Source organism: Ralstonia sp. R-29, assembly GCF_049913345.1.
In the GTDB taxonomy this organism is placed as follows: Bacteria; Pseudomonadota; Gammaproteobacteria; order Burkholderiales; family Burkholderiaceae; genus Ralstonia.
Genome location: NZ_CP184377.1, coordinates 3,186,566 through 3,202,139, shown reverse-complemented (window position 1 = coordinate 3,202,139; position 15,574 = coordinate 3,186,566). Strand labels below are relative to the sequence as shown.

13 protein-coding genes are annotated in these 15,574 nt (G+C 65.8%); 6 read left to right on the top strand and 7 right to left on the bottom strand.

From position 1 onward, the window contains the following. Positions 1-126: 126 nt before the first annotated feature. The gene (locus ACN9M1_RS15075) at positions 127-948 is read left to right on the top strand and encodes a MerR family transcriptional regulator (protein WP_426395569.1); all 822 of its coding nucleotides are present in this window, start codon (positions 127-129) and stop codon (positions 946-948) included. Between the two features lie 100 nt (positions 949-1,048). Here the strand turns inward: ACN9M1_RS15075 and ACN9M1_RS15070 are convergent, their stop codons facing one another. From ACN9M1_RS15070 to ACN9M1_RS15045, 6 genes are all read right to left on the bottom strand, one after another. Then, positions 1,049-1,945: a metal-dependent hydrolase gene (locus ACN9M1_RS15070; RefSeq protein ID WP_426395567.1), complete on the bottom strand. Its 897-nt coding sequence runs from the start codon at positions 1,943-1,945 to the stop codon at positions 1,049-1,051. Next, entirely contained in the window at positions 1,942-2,970 is a 1,029-nt protein-coding gene (locus ACN9M1_RS15065) for an alpha/beta fold hydrolase (RefSeq protein ID WP_426395565.1), read from the bottom strand. The genes ACN9M1_RS15070 and ACN9M1_RS15065 overlap by 4 nt, the downstream gene beginning before the upstream one ends. Positions 2,971-2,980: 10 nt before the next feature. Then, entirely contained in the window at positions 2,981-3,871 is an 891-nt protein-coding gene (locus ACN9M1_RS15060) for an SDR family NAD(P)-dependent oxidoreductase (protein ID WP_426395563.1), read from the bottom strand. Between the two features lie 347 nt (positions 3,872-4,218). Then, on the bottom strand, positions 4,219-5,826 hold the full coding sequence (locus tag ACN9M1_RS15055; RefSeq protein ID WP_426395561.1) for a flavin-containing monooxygenase: 1,608 nt from the start codon (positions 5,824-5,826) through the stop codon (positions 4,219-4,221). A 149-nt stretch (positions 5,827-5,975) separates the two neighbouring features. Next, positions 5,976-10,325 (bottom strand): ATP-binding protein, encoded by a 4,350-nt coding sequence (locus ACN9M1_RS15050; protein ID WP_426395559.1) that lies wholly within the window; start codon positions 10,323-10,325, stop codon positions 5,976-5,978. Positions 10,326-10,329: 4 nt separating this feature from the next. Continuing rightward, positions 10,330-10,998, bottom strand: coding sequence for a response regulator (locus ACN9M1_RS15045; protein WP_426395557.1), 669 nt, complete (start codon positions 10,996-10,998; stop codon positions 10,330-10,332). A 230-nt stretch (positions 10,999-11,228) separates the two neighbouring features. Here ACN9M1_RS15045 and ACN9M1_RS15040 point away from each other — a divergent pair, with 230 nt between their 5' ends. Beyond that, positions 11,229-12,377, top strand: coding sequence for a cation diffusion facilitator family transporter (locus tag ACN9M1_RS15040; protein WP_426395555.1), 1,149 nt, complete (start codon positions 11,229-11,231; stop codon positions 12,375-12,377). Between the two features lie 4 nt (positions 12,378-12,381). Here the strand turns inward: ACN9M1_RS15040 and ACN9M1_RS15035 are convergent, their stop codons facing one another. Next, a complete protein-coding gene (locus ACN9M1_RS15035; protein WP_426395554.1) occupies positions 12,382-13,590 on the bottom strand; it encodes a hypothetical protein in 1,209 nt (402 codons plus the stop codon). A gap of 264 nt (positions 13,591-13,854) precedes the next feature. Between ACN9M1_RS15035 and ACN9M1_RS15030 the strand changes: the two genes are divergently transcribed. The 4 genes from ACN9M1_RS15030 (at position 13,855) to ACN9M1_RS15015 (ending at position 15,539) form a co-directional block, all read left to right on the top strand. Next, positions 13,855-14,064: a hypothetical protein gene (locus ACN9M1_RS15030; protein ID WP_426395552.1), complete on the top strand. Its 210-nt coding sequence runs from the start codon at positions 13,855-13,857 to the stop codon at positions 14,062-14,064. Between the two features lie 60 nt (positions 14,065-14,124). Next, a complete protein-coding gene (locus ACN9M1_RS15025) occupies positions 14,125-14,352 on the top strand; it encodes a hypothetical protein (protein WP_426395550.1) in 228 nt (75 codons plus the stop codon). Between the two features lie 350 nt (positions 14,353-14,702). Further along, complete coding sequence (locus ACN9M1_RS15020) at positions 14,703-15,125, top strand: hypothetical protein (protein WP_426395548.1); 423 nt, start codon at positions 14,703-14,705, stop codon at positions 15,123-15,125. A 39-nt stretch (positions 15,126-15,164) separates the two neighbouring features. Beyond that, positions 15,165-15,539 carry a hypothetical protein gene (locus ACN9M1_RS15015; protein WP_426395547.1) on the top strand — a complete coding sequence of 125 codons (375 nt, stop codon included), beginning with the start codon at positions 15,165-15,167 and terminating at the stop codon, positions 15,537-15,539. The last annotated feature ends 35 nt before the right edge of the window (positions 15,540-15,574 follow it).

Here is a 15,574-nt window from a genome sequence, read left to right as displayed (position 1 = left end):
CCTGCACGCAAGCCAAAATCGATTCCCACATCGACGTGTCTCCTCGTCGTGAGTACCGGAACGGTTCCGGGAAGTGGCGCGGTCATGTCGGTCAGCCCGCCTGCCGCGCTCGTGTAAAATTTTTTCATGTCCGCCCGCAAACCAACCGGCGACGCCGGTCCGCCTGCCGCTCCTTCCGCCCGCGAGTTCACGATCGACGAACTCGCGCGCGCGGCCGACACCACCGTCCGCAACGTCCGCTCCTACCAGGACCGCGGCCTGATCGACCCACCCGAGCGGCGCGGTCGCGTCGGCATCTACACGCAGGCGCATCTCGGCCGGCTCAAGCTCATCAGTCATCTGCTGGGGCGCGGCTACACGCTCGCCAACATCCAGGAACTGCTCAAGGCCATCGTCGAAGGCCACGATCTGCGCTCCATCCTCGGGCTGGAATCCGCCATCAGCAGCCCGTGGTCGGATGAGCAGCCCAAGCACTTCTCGCTGCTGGCACTGGCCAAGCTGTTCGGCCGCTCCATGTCGCGCCAGGCGCTGGCACGGGCCATTTCGCTTGGCCTGCTCGAACCCGATGGTCTCGGCTATCTGGCCCGCAGCCCGAAAGCGCTGATGGCCGGCGCGCAGATGGCGAAAGCCGGTTTCCCGCTGGTGGAAGTGCTCGACATCCTCGAGCGTGCCCGGCCGCATACGCAGGCGGTGGCCGACGATCTGGTCTCCATGGTCGTGCGCGAACTCGACAAATACGGCGAAGGCCAGCTCCCGCCGGTCGAGGACGTGCCGCGTCTCGTTGACGTGATCTGGCGCATCCGCCCGCTGGCGCTGGTGGCGGTCGAAGCCGAGCTGATGCGTGCGCTCGAGATCGCCGCCAACAAGTACCTGGGCGACCGCGTGGCACAGGTCATCGAGCATCTGCACGAACCGTCGAATCCTTCGAACTCGCCGGACAAAGGCTAATGTCTCCTGGCGCACCCATATGTGGGGCGCGCCTCATTGATTTCTCGTTCTCTATTGCACTGCCGAACCGGCCGCGGCGGCTGGTGTTTGGAGCACCCGCTCAGGAACCGGCCGCGCCTGCCGTCGACAGCTTGCGGCGGATTGACGGCGACGGCGCTTCGCCATTGGCGGCTGCGTAGGCCTCAATCTCCGAGATCAGCTTGGGCAGGCGCTCCAACGCCGCGCGGTTGTCTTCATCCCACGGATGGAATGACGGCCGGAAAAAATCGAAGAACTCCGGAATGATCTTGCGCAGCGGCGCCGGGTAGATCCACAGGTAGTGGAACACCTTGCCCAGCCCCAGGAATTTGCGCTTGCAGGTGCGGTCGGCAAAGATCAGCCGAAGGTGCACGTAGAACACCATCGACCAGAACAGCACCGTGGTGGTCAGCATCACGGAGGTGCGCAGGATGTAGCGGCGCAGCCCCGGTTTGACGGCGAGATTCCACACGTCGTAGCTCACCGCCTTGTGCTCGGTCTCTTCCATCGCGTGCCACAGCCAGACCTGGCGGTAGCCGGGTTGGGAGTTGCGGCCCAGGCCGTCTTCGTGGCTCAGCACCTGGTTGGCCAGCATGGCGGTGTAATGCTCCAGCGCTACCGTCACCGCCAGCTGGTGCGACTTGGGTGTCCACTTGCGCAGCACGTTGAGGAACTTGCCGACAAAGCGGTCGATGCGCGTGGCGGGCAGGCCGGCGCGATCGAGCAGGTCGTTGTAGAGCACATGCTCGCGCGTGTGCATGGCTTCCTGGCCGATAAAGCCGGCCACGGCCTGCTTGAGTTCGGGGTCGGTCACCAGATGGCGGTAGTTGCGCACGCTGTCCATGAAGAAGCGCTCGCCGGTCGGGAAGAAGATCGACAGCGCGTTCAGGAAGTGGGTGACGTGGTTCCCTCGCTCGTGCCAGTTGCTGATGCGATCAGCCGGCAGGTGAGGATGCACGTCGCGGCGGACTGGCATCATGGGCGGTTCTCCTGGGATGTGGTTTCTGTAAGACGTGTCGCGGCACGCCCGTGATCGAGGAAGGCGCAGAGGTCCGTGCCCACGCGCACGGGGTCTTCTTCCATCGGGATATGGCCGAGCGCCGGATACATGCGCAGCGTGGCGCCGGGAATGCGGCGGGCAAACTCACCGGCATGCACGGGCGGGATCCACCGGTCGCGCTGGCCCCACAAAATGAGCGTCGGCACGCGGATGGCGGCCAGTCCGCTCGTATCGACATCGTCGAATCGGAACTTCGGCACCATCTTGCCGATGGCCTGGCGGGCACCGTCGGCGTAGAAGAAATCGGTGTAGCGGCGCAGCGTGGGTTCGGACACGCGCGACGGGTCGCCGTACACATCGCGCGTGGCGGCGCGGATGATGCCTTCGGGCAGCATCCATGGAGATGTCAGCCGCACGGCGAGGTGGTTGAACAGATCGATGTAGATCGGCAACTGCATCGGGAAGCCGGCCGAGTCGATCAGCACGAGCTTCTCCACACGGCCCGGGTGCCGCACGGCAAAGTCCCACGACACCATGCCGCCGAGCGAGTTGCCGATCAGCGTGAGCTTCGACAGGCCCAGCGTGTCGACAAACGCGTCGATGAAGTCGCGGTACAGCGGCAGCTCCATCGTGCGCGGGCGGCCTTGCGTATCGCGCAGCGGGCCGGTGATGCCGAACGGCGGCAGGTCAAGCCGGATCACGCGGTAGCGGCGCGTGAGCTGCGGCAGCACGCCGTCCCACGTGTGCAGCGAGGCGCCAAAGCCGTGGATCAGCAGCAGTGTGCCTTCCGCGTTGGCGGCGCCTTCATCGGTGTAATGCACGCGCGTGCCCATCAGCGGCAGGTAGCGCGATTGCGGCTTGGCGTATCGGGCGATCAGCACGTCGCGCCCGATGCTGCGCAGGCCGAGGCGGCCCGGGCGCAGCATGGCGCGTGCGACGTTCAGCAGGTTCGCGCGCGGGGGGCTGGCGAATGGTTCAAGTTCAGCGGTGGTGGCCGGGTTCATGCTGGGCCTCCTACTTGGCGCGGGCGGTAGCGGGCGCGGTGTCTTCGCGCAGGGCCTTCTTGCGCGTGCGGCGCGCTTCGCGCACGACCAGTGCCTGATAGGCGGCGGGCAGCAGGCGGGCCATCACATCGGCGGCGTGGGCGTCGGGGCCGATCAGCACGCGGCGCTTGTTCTTGCGCACGCCGTCGAGGATCACCTCGGCCGCCTTTTCGGCGCTGGTGATGAAGAACTTCTCGAACTCGGCCTTGCCTTGCTGTTCGTCGCGGACCAGGAAGCCGTTCATGCTGGGCGACACGCGGCTCGACTTGGCGATGTTGGTCTTGATGCCGCCGGGGTGCACGCACGTGGCCGACACGCCGCAGTTCATCAGGTCCAGCTCCTGGCGCAGCGCTTCGGTGTAGCCGCGCACGGCGTACTTGCTGGCGTTGTAGGCGCCCATGCCGGGCTGCGCGAAGATGCCGAAGATGCTCGACGTGTTGATGATGTGCCCATCGCCTGAAGCCTTGAGCAGCGGCAGGAAGGCCTTGGTGCCGTGCACGACGCCCCAGAAGTTGATGTTCATGATCCAGGCGAGTTCGTCGTCGTCCATGCCTTCGATCGTGCTGGAGAGCGCCACGCCGGCGTTGTTGAAGATCAGGTTGACCTTGCCGTGCGCGGCGGCGGCTTCTTCGGCCCAGCGGTAGACGGCGGCGCGGTCGGCTACGTCGACGGCGTGGGTGGTGACGCGGATGCGGTCGCCTTCATGTGCACGTACCAGTTGCAGCGTCTGCGCGAGGGCGGCTTCGTTGCGATCGGCCAGGGCGAGGTGGCAGCCTTCGCGTGCCAACTGGAGCGCCAGCGCGCGGCCCATGCCCGATGCGGCGCCGGTGATGGCGGCGACCTGGTTGTTGAAGGACTTCATGGCGGGGTCTCCTGATTTTCTGGCTTGTCTTGTATGGGCTGGTGGTGCATCTCTTGTTTCATCCCCTGCCGGGGCGGGCTCTTGTGGTCCATCCCCCTTTCACCCCCTGCCGGGGGCGACTCACTTTCTTTGTCTTGCCAAAGAAAGTAAGCAAAGAAAGGCGCGCCCGAGATGGCGACCCATCCCTTGAATTTCTGTCGCAGGGAGGGAAGGGAGGCAAACTCGCTGCGCTCAAACAGGCCTCCCTTCTTTTTCCTCCCTGCAACAGAAATTCAAGGCGCCATCTAGGGCAGGGTACGGCCACACCGTCTGGGCGCTGGCGTTGGCTGTGAGGCGTGGACGTGGTCTTACACACGGTCGAGCGCTTCTTCGTTGGCGGTGTTCTGCGCGGGGGCGGGCACCGTGCGCGCGGGCACCCGCGATGGCACACCCTTGGGCACGGGCATCGGGCGCGTACGGTAATCCGCCAGACGGAAATGCGCGGTGGCACGGCGGAACTGCCACGTGAATCCCGGCCACAACGTGGTGTTCTTGCCGGTCTTTGGATCGAGGTACCAGCTCACGCAGCCGCCGGCGGACCAGATCGCGTTCGACAGCCGCTTTTGGATGCCGTCGTTGAAGCGGCGCTGCACGTCGGGGCGCACGTCGATGGCGGCCACGTTATGCGCGCGCATCGACTTAAGCGCGTCAACGATGTACGCCACCTGCGACTCGATCATGAACACCATCGACGAGTGGCCGAGCCCCGTGTTTGGGCCCACCACCATGAAGAAGTTCGGGAAGCCCGCCACCGTGGTGCCGAGATAGGCCTCGGCACCGCGCTTGTCCCACGCGTCGACGATGTCCGCGCCTTGGGCGCCGAGCAGCACGCCGCGCGGGAACGGGTCGGTGGCGTGGAAGCCCGTGCCGAAGATCAGGCAATCGACTTCGCGCCGCGTGCCGTCGGTGGTGACGATGGCGTTGGGCTCGACCCGTGCGATACCGGTGGTGATCACATCCACGTTCTCGCGCGTGAGCGCCGGGTAGTAGTCGTTCGAGATCAGGATGCGCTTGCAGCCGATGGTGTAGTCGGGCGTGACCTTCTGGCGCAGTACCGGGTCGGCTATGCGGCGCTTGATGTGGCTGCGCGCCATGCGCTCGACGGCCTTCATTAGCTTGGGGTGCACGACAAAGCCCAGCACGCGCGATTCGAGCATCCAGTAGATGCTGGTGCGCATCAGCTTTTGCGTGAAGGGCAGATGGCGGAACAGCCAGTGCTCGGCGCGCGAGACCTTGCGGTCGGGTTTGGGCAGGATCCACGGCGGGGTGCGCTGGTACAGGTCGACGCGGCCGGCCTTGGGCGCGATCTGCGGGACGAACTGGATGGCCGACGCGCCCGTGCCGATCACGGCGACGCGTTTGCCGCGCAGGTCGTAGTCGTGTTCCCACAGTTGCGAGTGGAAGGCCTTGCCTTCGAACGTTTCGATGCCGGGAATGTTGGGCCACGCCGGGCGGCTCAGGCCGCCCATGCCGGAGATGAGCACACGGGCGCGGTAGCGGCGGCCGTCGACCATGTCGAGGTTCCACACGCCAGCGGCATCGTCGAACGCCGCCCGCGCGAGCTCATGGTGGAAGCGCACGTGCGGGCGCACGCCAAATTCATCCGTGCAGCGCTCCAGATAGGCGCGGATCTCCGGCTGCGGCGAATACATGCGCGACCAGTCCGGGTTGGGCGCGAACGAAAACGAGTACAGGTGCGATTGCACGTCGCACGCGCAGCCCGGGTAGTGGTTGTCGCGCCACGTGCCGCCCACCGAACCGGCCTTCTCGAAGACGAGGAAGTTGTCGATGCCGTGCTGCTTGAGCTGGATGGCCATGCCCAGGCCGGCAAAGCCCGTCCCGATGATGGCGACATCGATCAGGGTGGGGGCCTCGATGCTTGGGTCGGGGCGATGGAACTCGGACCGTGCGTTCACGTGGCGTCTCCGTGGGCACCACATGATGGGCGCCTCTTAATGTGACATTGATCAATGTCATCGTAGGAGGCACCGCCCGAGCGAGTCAATCGCCCGATTGGAGTCGAAGTTCTAGAAGCGGCGCATGCACCGCTTGAAACGGATTTCCCTTACGAATCCGCGACTTGCGTGCGGTGCACAACGCTCTCGCACGTCGCTTTGAGGGCACTCAGCAGCCGCCGGATGTGCGCGAGCAGACGAGCGACTTGGGCACCAGCGGTGCGGATGTCGCTGTCCGTACCGCCGTGGATGGCATGGCGGAAGGCTTCCGTTTCGGCATCCACAGCAGCGCTGCGCAGCAACGCCAGGGCGCCGCTGGTTCGGTGTGCCCATTTGCGCAGGGCAGGGCGGTCGAGGCTATCGAGCAGCGGGCGCAGCCGGTCGGCATCGTCGTCCAGCGAGGACAGGAACACCTGCGCCAGGCTTGCGGCCGCAGGGCCGGTGCCCAGGGTGCGGCGCAGGTCTTCGAGCGAGAGCGGGAAGGCGTTGTCATCGGTTGTAGTGATATCGGGAGCCGCGCCGGGCGGCGGTGCCATGGTCCACAACCCCGACAGCGCTTCTTGGAGTGTGGCCAGGGTGGTCGGCTTGAGCAGGCAGGCGTCCATGCCGACGGCCCGGGCGCGGGCGTGTTCCTCGGCCAGCGTGGTGGCGGTGATGGCAACGATGGGCAAGCGGCGGCCACCCGTCTGCTCTTGCTGGCGAATCTGCTGAGCCAGGTCGAAGCCGTCCATGCGCGGCATGTGGCAGTCGGTGAGCAGGGCGTCGAAGCGGCCCTCGCGCAGGCGTTCGAGCGCGACGACACCGTCTTCGGCCAGTGTGACGCGGTAGCCGAGCAACCGCAGTTGCTTGGCGATCAGCTCGCGGTTGATGGGGTGGTCTTCCGCCACCAGGATGTGTGCGCCCAGCGCTTCGCCGGCAGGCGCGGGCACGACGGGGCGCGACGGTGCGCTCGGTGCCTCGACGGCTTCCGGCCGCGGCAGGGCACGCTCGCAGGCGCGCACGAAGGCGTACCAGCTCAGCGGGTTGGTGCTCAACGCGGCGCCGCGCTCGGCGTAGCTCACTTCGCTGGTGACGTGGATGGCGCCGGGGTGTTTGCGTGCTGCGGTGGTGAAGACCAGGTCAGCATCGTCCCCCGAAGCCGCGCGCAACCCGGCTGCCATGGCGAACTGGGTGAGGCTGTGCCGGTCTGCCGCATCATCCACCAGGATGGCGACACTGCGCCCTGCCAGCTGCGGCAGCGCGTAACGCGCATGGATGATCGGTACAGGCAGCCGCAGCGTGATGGTCGTGCCCATGCCAGGCGCGCTGTCCATCGAAAGCGTGCCGCCCATCAGGCCGGCGAGCTGGCGCGAGATGGCCAGCCCGAGCCCGGTGCCGCCGTAGCGGCGCGTCGTGGAGCGCTCGGCCTGCACGAACGGCGCGAACAGCGTCTTCTGCACATCCGACGCGATGCCGATGCCCGTATCGCTGACCTCAATGGCCAACTGAGCTGTGTCGCCGTCGATGGCGCTGCATTCCGCCGTGACGCGCACGCTGCCACGCTCGGTGAACTTGATCGCGTTGGAGAGCAGGTTGAACAGAATCTGCCGCACACGCACGCTATCCACCGACACGATGGCCGGCACGTCGGCGGCCACGTCCACGCGCACCGCGAGCGACTTTTCATGCGCGCGACTGGCCAGCAGCCCCACCGTGCCGTCGAACAGTTCCCGCAGATCGGTATCCACGGGGGAAATGTCCAGGCGCCCGGCTTCGATCTTCGCGTAGTCCAGGATGTCGTCGAGGATATGCAGCAGCGCCCGGCCGGAGTCCTGCACCAGCGACACCATCTGCTTCTGCTCGCCCTCCAGCCGCGTTTGCTGCAGGAGTTCAACCAGGCCCAGCACGCCGTTCATGGGCGTGCGGATTTCATGGCTCATCATCGCCAAGAAGCGATCCTTGGCCAGCAGCGCCGATTCCGCCGCGTTCTTGGCCGCTTCCAGCGCGTCGGCCTGCTCGCGCTCCACGGTGGCGTCGCTCAGGTAGCCGTTCCAGACGGTGCGGCCGTCTGATGCGCGTTGCGGAATCGAGCGCGCGTGCAGCCAGCGGATCGAGCCGTCGTCGCACAGATGCCGGAACTGCTGATCAAACGGCGTCAATTGTGCGGCAGAGACGCGCACCGCTTCGAGCACGCGTTCGCGGTCGTCTTCGTGGATCAGCCGCTCGGGCGTGGATAGATATGTCAGCAGATCGTCGGGTTGCCCGCCCAGGGTTTCGTGCGCCTTGCCGGCCACGTAGGTCATCCGACCCAGCGCTTGACCAGGAAGCAGCTCAAACTGATAGACCAGCGCCGGCAACGATTCGGTGACTTGGCGCAGGCGTTGTTCCAGGCGTTCGGCACGCGCTTGCGCTTCGCGGATCTCGCTGATGTCGACCAGCGATGCCACGGTACCAGCCGGTTGCCCATCGGGCAGGTGGAACGGCTCGATCCAGTACAGCACGTTGCGTGCTTGCCCGTCGGGCGTGACGATGTGCAGCTCTTCCCGCGTGCTTTCGCTCAGGTCCACCGCATGCTGGTTAACCTCCGACAGGTGCGCGACGTTGTCTGCCGAAAACAGCCCCAGCTCTTGCGGCGTACGGCCCAGCAGCGACTTGCGCGACAGGCCGAACATATTGCAGAACGCGGCATTCACGGCCATGTAGCGGTGCTCGGCATCCTTGGCGACCAGCGGGAACGGCACGGCCTCCATCAACGCGCGTTGAAAGCTCAACTGCTGCGCCAGCGTTTGTTCTGCCAGCCGCCGCTGATGGTTCTCGCGACGTAGCTGCATCTGCTTGATGAACAGCGCCACCAGCGCCACCAGCACCAGCGCCGCCGCCGGCCCAAACTTCGTGAGCACTGCCGAGGCCGTCGGCCCCAACTGATAGCTGACCGACAGCCACTTGTTACGGATGCTGACCTGCTCACCTTCCGGCATGGCGAAGAGTGCCCGGTTGATGAGGGGCACCAACGCGGCATACTGCGCCGACACGCCCACGCCGATGCTCTCAACCGTATTGGCCGAACCCGTGACCTTCAACTCCCCCGGAAAGTGATGACGAATCAGCGCGTCGGCCACCGGCAGGTTGGTGATGGTGAAGTCGGCGTCTCCGCGCGCCACCATGGCCAGCGCTTCGTTGACCGACATGGCCGACAGGATGCGGATCTTCGGTACGTTCTGGTGCAGCAGGCTGGTGAGCGAATCGCTCGTCGCCAGCGCCACCGTCTTGCCGGAAAGCTCGGATAACGACGCCACCGTGATCGCATCGCTGCGCCCCACGATCACCATGGGCGTGGCATCGATCGGTTGACTGAGTGTGAAACCAGGCGGCCGCGAATCTTGGTCGGACATGCCGAGCAGGATGTCGAGTTCACCAGTGCGGGCCTTTGCAAGCGCGTCGGACCAGTCGTGCACGTTCACGCGCGCGAAGTGCAGGCCCAGCGTGCGGGAAAGATAGCTCTGGTACTCCGGCAGGATGCCGAGCACCTCGCCGCGCGTCCCGTTGAAGGTGTACGGCATGTAGTCGGGGTCGGCAGCGTAGCGCAGTGGAGGCAGCGATGCCAGCATGGCGCGCTCTTTGGCGGAGAGCTGCAGACCGACGCTGCTTGCGCCACCTTGCGTGATCCAGCGCGCGCGCAGTTCGCTCATGGTGGCGTCGGGCAACTGCGCGAGGTGCCGGTCGAGGTAACGGATGAGCATGGCGCGATCGCGCGGTGCGGCAAAGTGCAGCGCGTCGACCTGCTGGTTCACCAGTTGCACGATCGAGAGGCGCAGATAGCGCGACTGCGCCAGCAACTCGCGTGTGGGGTAGGTCACGCCCACGTAGGCATCCGCGGTGTCCTGCAGCACCGCGTCCAGTGCATCGGCGGGCGTGGGAAAGCTGACCACGCGAATGGTGGGGTACTGGTGCGCCAGTTCTTCTTCCAGCGAGGAGCCTTGCTCCACCGCGATGTGCATGCCCGAGGCAAACGGGTTCTGGGCTATCCGCGCGTTGTCGCTACGCGCGACCACTGCGGTGGGGCGCTCGAGGTAAGGCGCGGAATATTCAAGGCAGCGCTCGTATTGCGAGCGCGGCGCCACGCTCATCACGATGTCGACCTCGCCCCGGCAAGCGGCCTTGAGCAGTTCATCACGGCGCGTGAACACACGCGGCACGATGCGCACTTGGTCTTGTGGAATCAGGTGCCTGAGCAGATCGCCCGAGAAGCCGCTGAGCCGGTTGGCCTCCACGCCTTCGAGCGGCATCATCGCGTCGCCGATCACGCCCACGGTCAGTTGGGCCGGCAGCGATGTCATGCGCTGGACGGTGCTCGCGGCGTCTTCCGCATCGGCGTTGCGCGTGCCGGCCAGCCAGGCCAGGATCGCCACGCAGACCAGCAAGCCTGTGCCGATGCCGATGCGCAGGCGGGCCCGGGTGGAGAGCGTAACGCGCGCTTTCATCGCCTCAGACCTCGCTATGGCCGAGCAGCCCGTGTCGCACGGCAAAGTCGAACAGCGCGGCTTCGGTATCGAGCTTGAGCTTGCGCATGGCGGCTTGCTTTTGCGCGCTGATGGTCTTGACGCTGCGGTTGAGCTGCACCGCGATCTCGCTGACCGTCTTGCCGGTGACGTATATGCGCAGGACTTCGAGCTCACGCTTGCCGAGCAGGCGGATAGGGTCGTTTTCATCGGGCTCGGGCGCTTCGATGCGACGGATCAGCTTGGCGTCGAGCTGCGGTGACAGATAGATGCGGTTGTTCAGCGCCGCCTGCACGCCCTCCAGAATGTGCTGCGGCTCGTCCGACTTGCTGACGATGACCTTGACCCCCGCACGCAAGATGTTGCTCATCAGCGCGCGCGTCTCGAGCATGGTCAGCACCATGACGCGCAGGTCAGGGTGACGGCGCATGAGGAACTCGAGCATGACGATGCCGTCGCCATAGCGGCTGCCGGGCATGGCGTAGTCGGTGATGGCGATGTCGCAGCGCACGCGGCCAAGCAGGGCGAGCAGCTCGTCGGCGTCACCGGCCTCGCCCACCACTTCAAAGCCGTCGACCGCCGAGACGAGGTGGCGCACGGCGGCCACCACACCGGGGTGATCATCCGCAATGACGAGTTGAATGGGGGGCTGCATGTCGACGGGTCTCCGGAAGCGCGTAACGTGCGGCAACCTGTTTGCCGCATTGCTGAGAATCGCCGATGCCGCAAGCGTCGAAAATCGGAAAAGTCTTATTAATAGGCGGTTATCTGCGCTCTTCTGGTGCAAATTTGTCCAAACATGTTGCCCCCGTCGTGCCGCGTCCGAAATCGGGGCCGACATGACCGCGTGGCACAATGCTGGCGATTTCCTGCGTGCCCATCTCCATGACCTCCCACCAGCCCATCGCTTCTTCCGTTGCCACGCGCCAGCAGAGCGCCGAGCGCTCCACGCTTGTGAGCGCGGGCGTCAATTGCGTGTTGTCCGTGGGGCAGATCGCGGCGGGGGTGTGGTCGCATTCGCAGGGTCTGGTGGCCGACGGGCTGCATACGCTTTCGGACTTGATTGCCGATGGCATCGTCTTCATTGCCAACCGCAACAGTCACAAGGGGCCGGACGAAGATCACCAGTACGGCCACGCGCGTTATGAGAACGCCGCGTCGCTTGGCCTGGGGCTGCTGCTGATCGGCGCAGGCGCCGGCATGATCTGGGCCGCGGTGGAAAGCCTGCGCTCGCCGCAAGGGCCGACACCGGTGCACGGCCTGGCACTGGTGGTGGCGCTGATCGCGCTGGTGGCCAAGGAAGGCCTGTTCCGCTACATGCTGGCGGTGGCCAAGCGCATCGGCTCGCGCATGCTGATCGCCAATGCGTGGCATGCGCGTTCGGACGCGATTTCATCGTTGGTGGCGGCCGTGGGTGTGGCCGGCAATCTGATGGGCTATCACTGGCTGGACCCGGTGGCCGCCTGCGTGGTGGGCGCGATGATCGGCCGCGTGGGCCTGCGCTTCGGCTGGGAGGCGCTCAACGATTTGATGGACCGCGCGCTGCCGCCGTCGCAGGTGCAGGCCATTCGCGCGAGCCTGGCTGGCACGCCGGGCGTGATCAGCGTGCATGACCTGCGCACGCGCGTCACGGGCGACCAAGCCCTTGTCGATGCGCATATCGAGGTGGACCCGCGTGTATCCGTGAGCGAAGGCCATGCGATTGCGGTGCGCGCCCGTGCCAACGCGTTGGCCGCGCATACGGCGATGGCGGTGCTCGACGTGCAGATCCACGTGGACCCAAACGAGCGGATCGCCACCGATCCGCTACCGCTGCCCGACCGCGATGCGCTGGTGGCGGTGCTCACTCCGCTGCTGCCGACCGGCACGCCGCTGGATGCACGCCACTGCGTGCTGCATTACGTGGACGGCGTGGTCGAGATGGACCTGATTCTGCCGGCCGCGCTGGCTGCTGAACCTGCGCGTATTACCGACGCCATCCACGCAAAGTGGAATGGCCTGGTGCGCCTGCGCGTGCTGGCTTCCGGCGCGTGAGGCCCTAGCGGCACTGATCGGCCGTAGTGGCCGGCTGGGCCTTCTCGGGGTCGAAGCGTAGCGGTTCCAATCCTTTTTCCGTCAGCGACAACCAATCGAGCGCGCCCGACGTGCGCAGCAAGCCGACGCTGCCCACTGGGCGCCAGCGCACCGGTTTCCCCTCGGTGTTCATCAGCGTGCCGGACAGCGCGAGGGAGTCCGGGCCCGCCTGCAGTTGCAGCAGGCGGCCATCGGCGGCGGGGGTGTAGGCCGTGCGCTGGTTGACGGCGATACCCGCCTCACGCACGGTGGCCGGCATGCACGGGATGGACGCGCGCACGTTGCCCGCACTGTCGATTAGGTCGGCAAAGCCGTTGCCCTTTGCCACACCCACCAGCAGAAAGCGCTCCACTGCCGGCAGCCACGCCACGCTGTAGGTGTAGTACTGCAGATGCTTGTGCAGGACCTGCTCGCCGGTGATGCGGCCACTCACCGGGTCGAAGATGGCGATCTTCAGGTTGGCCTCCGTCTGCCCCGGCACGAACTGCTGCCAGACGAGCAGCGCCTGCGTGGCACCGCCCGCCACGAGCGGCCACCACTCGCGGCGTTCATGCGCTACGTCGACACTGCGCAGCAGTTTGCCGCGCCCGTCGTACACCTTCACGTAGACGCCGTTGCCGCTGCCCAGGTTGTCGACCCCGCCGCCGTTGACCCAGCCATCGGAATAGAACACCACGAAGCGATCGCCCACGGCCGTGATGTGGCCGGAGTGCCCGCCCGATTCCACCTGCTGCGGATACGGCTTGATGGGCCGCAGCGCAGCGTCGTAGATGCCATAGCGCTGCGTGACGTTTTCCGGCGCATTCCAGCCATCTTCAAACGACACCATCACCTGACCCGCACGGTTGCGCGCCACCGTCACCGGCTCCTGGGCCTCGGGCTTCTGGATGAAGAGGCGCGGGGCGTCGAGCGTGCCGGTGTCCGCATGCCATTGCGCCACGTACACATCGTGCGGCCAGCTGCCGCTGCGGTCGGCGCCCTTCGGCGGCAGCCCCGAGGCACTGAAGAACACGTTGAACGTGTTGACTGCCGTGGCGGGCACCGCACCGATGCCATGCATGTACTGGCGCGGGTCAGGCCCGCCCGCCGTGGCGATGGCCGGTGCGGCCAGCGTGTAGACGACTGCACAGGCCAGTGTCAGAAAGGGTGGGCGCAGGAAGGACGATCGGGCCACGCAATGCTCCATCTTGGTGTCAGTTCCGGAACCGATTGGGCCACATGCGCGCGCTGAAGTTGCTACGCGAATGGGGGAGGCCGTTTGGTGGAGGCCGGGGACGGGCCCTAGAGGTTTACCCCCCGTCGCGGCAATCAAGTTTCGGTGCCGTGTGCCGTTCTCCATCAACAAGAGCGGAAGCCATTCCGCCGAACCCCTTCCCAGCGCGGCCAGAGCGGGCACAAGCCTGCCGACCCTCCGTGCCCGACCCAGACCGATAACAACATGAACCAGCGACTCGACGCCCGATGGCGCAGCGAAGTGACGGAGGCTCTACGTACCGTGGAGGCGCAGTTTGGCGTGGCACCGCAAAGCCTGCCGCGTGACGCACTGCTCGCCGCCCTGACGGATGCCATCTGGGCGCAGCGCGCTGCCTATGCGCGCGTGCGTCAGACGCTGGCGGTGTCGCCCGAACTGGCCGACGAATCCATGTAAGGCGCGATGTGTGGTGCGCGAGTACCCGTGCCGCGCCAATGTTTTTTTGAAGGTGATGTGATGCGGTACTGCGGTTCGCTCGATCTGGAACATCTGCTGCACCAGCCGTTTGCCGAACTCGGCCGGCTCGTGCGTGATCAAGCCACGGGGCAGGCCTTGCCGCCCGTTGAAGTGGCCGCGCGCGCGGTGCTGCTGCGCGCCGCCGGCTACGAAGTGATGCCGATGTGCGGGCATCACGACCCACGCGGCTTCTGCCTGGGCCACGCAGACGAGATCATCGGGATGTAAGCGCCACGCCTACGACGCGCAATTCACCTGCGCGCAGGGCAGCGCACACACCGTTGCGATGGCGCATCACACGTAGGAAAAGCATGCTCGCCGCGTGAGGTCTTCAGCACCTGCAAAGCGTTGATTGGCGCACCTTTCCGGGCGATTCGTTGCCAAAAAGCAAACGGTAAAAATGACTTACATTCCCGTGCTTTTTCGACCCATGGTTCTGGTGCATCCTGAACCAAGATAGGTCGTACGGAAGGCCTGTCGCGCGATGTTGGAGCGGATGTCAGACCGGACGTTGGAAGCGAGTTAGGCGAGTCAAGCGAGCCGGCGGCGAGTGCACACCTGGGGTCAGGGGAAAGAACATGAAAACGCAATATCTCAGCAAACAAGAAATCTACGATGGTGCGGTTCGCCATCTGTTCGACCAGGGCGGCGCAGCCATCCTGCCGCGTGGCGGTGCGGCGTACCACGGCCAGGGCGGCCGCTGCTGCCCGATCGGCAACCTGATCGGCGTGCGTGACTACACCACGTCGATGGAAAGCGTGCCGGTGCGCTACATCCTCAAGCCCGCCAACGAGATCCCGCGCTACATGGATGCCGGCGTGATCGCACTGCGCCGCGCGCTCAAGAAGGCCCGCATCGACGTGGACGACCAGGACACCGTCGAACTGCTCTCCAAGCTGCAGAACGCACACGACGTATTCGGCACCTGGGAGTGGAAAGAGCGTCTGCACTCGATCGCCCGCCAGTTCGGCCTGAACGGCGCGGTTGTCGATACGTTCTAAGCCGCCGATTGAACAGATCACCAACGATAAGGTGACGCTATGGAAGGGAAGGGGACGTTCCTCGCCATCGAGGACATTTTTGACCGCGTGCGCACGCACCTGCTTGCGCAGCACTGCCGCTCCGAAGACGCCGACGGCGAGCCGCGTTATCGCGGGTTGGACAACCGCCGCTGCGGTGTCGGTATTCTCATCAACGACGCGTGTTACAGCGCAGACATCGAGCGCCTGGGCGTGAGCCTGCTGCGCGTGCCTGGCGACGATGCGCTGGCGCGTGCGCTGCGCTGCTCCGGCGTCAATGTCGATGACGATCGTGTGGTCGACTTGCTGATCGACCTGCAGGACATTCACGACTTGGCGGCCATCGAAAGCTGGCCGACCGCGCTGGAAGACATCCGGCAACGACTTCCCGCCTGACTCGTACGTCTGCATCCTGCCCAGACCCGGCCTTG

Bases quoted from the DNA above. Each gene is read 5' to 3' on its own strand.
- ACN9M1_RS15075 (WP_426395569.1), top strand. From the start codon at position 127: ATGTCCGCCCGCAAACCAACCGGCGACGCCGGTCCGCCTGCCGCTCCT.
- ACN9M1_RS15070 (WP_426395567.1), bottom strand. From the start codon at position 1,945: ATGATGCCAGTCCGCCGCGACGTGCATCCTCACCTGCCGGCTGATCGC.
- ACN9M1_RS15065 (WP_426395565.1), bottom strand. From the start codon at position 2,970: ATGAACCCGGCCACCACCGCTGAACTTGAACCATTCGCCAGCCCCCCG.
- ACN9M1_RS15060 (WP_426395563.1), bottom strand. From the start codon at position 3,871: ATGAAGTCCTTCAACAACCAGGTCGCCGCCATCACCGGCGCCGCATCG.
- ACN9M1_RS15050 (WP_426395559.1), bottom strand. From the start codon at position 10,325: ATGAAAGCGCGCGTTACGCTCTCCACCCGGGCCCGCCTGCGCATCGGC.
- ACN9M1_RS15045 (WP_426395557.1), bottom strand. From the start codon at position 10,998: ATGCAGCCCCCCATTCAACTCGTCATTGCGGATGATCACCCCGGTGTG.
- ACN9M1_RS15040 (WP_426395555.1), top strand. From the start codon at position 11,229: ATGACCTCCCACCAGCCCATCGCTTCTTCCGTTGCCACGCGCCAGCAG.
- ACN9M1_RS15030 (WP_426395552.1), top strand. From the start codon at position 13,855: ATGAACCAGCGACTCGACGCCCGATGGCGCAGCGAAGTGACGGAGGCT.
- ACN9M1_RS15025 (WP_426395550.1), top strand. From the start codon at position 14,125: ATGCGGTACTGCGGTTCGCTCGATCTGGAACATCTGCTGCACCAGCCG.
- ACN9M1_RS15020 (WP_426395548.1), top strand. From the start codon at position 14,703: ATGAAAACGCAATATCTCAGCAAACAAGAAATCTACGATGGTGCGGTT.
- ACN9M1_RS15015 (WP_426395547.1), top strand. From the start codon at position 15,165: ATGGAAGGGAAGGGGACGTTCCTCGCCATCGAGGACATTTTTGACCGC.